Source organism: Synechococcus sp. H55.11 (assembly GCF_047462475.1).
In the GTDB taxonomy this organism is placed as follows: domain Bacteria; phylum Cyanobacteriota; class Cyanobacteriia; order Thermostichales; family Thermostichaceae; genus Thermostichus.
Map to the genome: position 1 here is coordinate 1 of NZ_JANSJI010000046.1, position 2,454 is coordinate 2,454.

At 65.2% G+C, this 2,454-nt stretch carries 2 protein-coding genes; both read right to left on the reverse strand.

Annotation, left to right across the window (positions count from 1 at the left end; translation table 11 throughout):
* On the reverse strand, positions 1 to 1,147 hold a 1,147-nt coding region (locus NW853_RS01895), incomplete at its 3' end, for an efflux RND transporter periplasmic adaptor subunit (RefSeq protein ID WP_414347416.1).
* Positions 1,148 to 1,197: 50 nt separating this feature from the next.
* A partial coding sequence (locus tag NW853_RS01900; protein ID WP_414347418.1) for an NAD(P)/FAD-dependent oxidoreductase occupies positions 1,198 to 2,454 on the reverse strand: 1,257 nt, incomplete at its 5' end.

Below are 2,454 nucleotides of genomic sequence, written 5' to 3' on the forward strand. Positions count from 1 at the left end.
CCAACTTCAGACGGCCCAGCATGCCCGGCATTGCTCCGGGGAGCGGGGGAATCTCCACCTTCACCTCCACCGTTCTTGAGCTGGGGTCGGCGCTGGGGATGATTTGGCGGATGGTTCCCTCCACGGTTTGGTTGAGGCTGTCGATGCTGATGGGCACCGCTTGTCCCACCCGGATTTGGCCGGCCAGGGATTCGGGCAAGGCCATGGAAAACCGCAGCCGCTCGCTGCTTTCTAGCTCCACAATCGGCTGGCCCGGCCCCGCCAAAGCCCCTACCTCCACATACTTGCGGGTGACGACGCCGGCAAAGGGGGCAACCAGGGTTCCGTAGGCAAGGTTGGCTTGGGTTTGCGCCACCCCTGCCTGGGCCTGGGCCATGGCTGCCTGCACCTCAGGGATCCGGCTTTCCGCCTGGGCAAGCTGGGCCCGTGCTTGGGTCAATCCCTGTTCGGCCTGCTGGATCCCGGCCTCGAGCTGGGCCAGGCGGCCCAGGAGCACGGCTACCCGCGTATTGGCCTGATCCACCTGGGCTTGGGCCACGGCTCCTTCGGCGTGCAGCTTCTGCATCCGCTCTTGGTGCAAACGGGCCTCCTGCAGCTCCGCTTCCGCCTGCTGCTTCTGGGCTTGCACCTGGCGCAAGGCTTCTTCCGCTCCCCTCACCCCCGCCTGGGCGGCCAGAAGGCCTGCTTGGGCCTGCTGCAGTTGCGCCTCAGCCTGTTGCCGCTGGGCTTGGGCCTGTTGCTGGGCGGCTTGCACATCGCTGATATCCAGGCGGGCAATCAGGGATCCAGCCGCCACCCGCTGCCCCTCCTGAACCGGCAGCTCCACGACTCGGCCCACGATGCGGCTGCTGAGGGGGGTGCGCTCCACGGCCTCTAGGCTGCCCACCAGGATCCGCTCTTGGCTGATTTCCCGTGGCTTGACCTCCAGCGTGGTCAGCGGGGCGGCCTCGGTGGCTTCCAGGGACCCTGTCCCGCCGACGCGACCGGCAACCTCCAAAGCTGCCCCCCCTTGGCCGGGCCGGCCTTGGGATCCCAGCAGCCAGCCGCCCAGCCCCCCTAGCGAGAGGAAGAGCAGCGCCCAGCCCAGGTGGCCCCAGCTCCAGCCGGAAAACGTTTGTTGTTGCAACCTGCCGACTTGAGTTTTCATAGCGCAAGTGTCCGGCGTAACTTGAGCGTGACGAGAAAATCGGAACTTTTCTAAGGGGAGACCAAATCTCCCAATGGTTTGGAGATGGGCTCTATCAGAGAGAGCCCCACCCCCTGCAAACTGAGGCGCTCAAACCAAGGCACCGCCCACCCCCAGCGCATCTTGGCCAGGAAATAGTGCTCAAAGGCGGACTTGAGCCAACTGACCCATGGCCCTTGTACGGCCAGGGCGCGGCGGCGGCGCCCCAGCACCGGCAAGACAGGATCCGCCAAAAAGAGAATGCCCGTATCGCCGAAGTCGGCAAAGCAGATGGCTTCCAGCGTCGGGCTCACGGGTTCCCCCCGCAGGGCTCCCAGGCGCAGGGCGATATTGTGCGCCACTGCCATCCCCATCGCCTCGGTCATCTGGCCGGTTTTGGGCACTCCCACCGGCAAAGGGGTTGTCTCGGAAGGGGCTAGCTGGGTCACCACGCCCACCGCATAGAAGCTATCGAAGTCGGGATGCTGGTAGGTGGAAGTTACCGGCAGGAAACCGCGGGCGTCCGTCAGGCCGGGGACTTCCCGCAGGAACTGGGCTCCCCGGAAGGGCGGCAGCAGCATGGCGTAGGCAAAAGGGATCCGCTCCCCTTCTGCCAGCACGATTTCCCCCTCTTCGACACGGGCAATGGCAGTATTGGCCAAAACCCGGATCTGCCGCTGGGCCAGCAGCCGTTTCACCAGCTCCTCGGCCCCCGCCATGCCGCCAATCCCGAAATGGCCAGCATAGGGCTCCGGCGTGATGAAGGTGATGGGCACCTGCTCCCGCAGCCCTCTTTTTCGCAACTGCCCCTCGGCCAGCAAGACAAACTCATAGGCCGGCCCAAAACAACTGGCCCCCGGCACCGCCCCCACCACCAGCGGCCCCGGCTGGCGGAGAAACTCTGCCCACGCCTTCTGAGCTAGCAAAGCATGGTGCGGCGTGCACACCGACTGGGTAAACCCCTGTTCCGGCCCCAGACCTGGGATGGCGTCCAAGGCCAACTCCGCTCCCGTGGCCACCACCAAGTAGTCGTAGGCCAGAGGCTCCCCGTTAACCCGCAGGGTGCGCTTTGGCGGCTGCAAGTCGGTTACCGTGCCCTGGATAAATTCAATCCCCTTCCTCTCCAGCCGCTGCGGCAGCTCCACCTGAATGTCCGCCAGCCGCTTCAGGCCCAGCGCCACCCACGGCAGAGAAGGGGTAAACGTAAACTTTGGAGTATTGCTGACTACAGTTACCTGGTGGGATCCCTGAGGCAAAAGATGCCGCAGCTCGTAGGCAGTGGGCAGCCC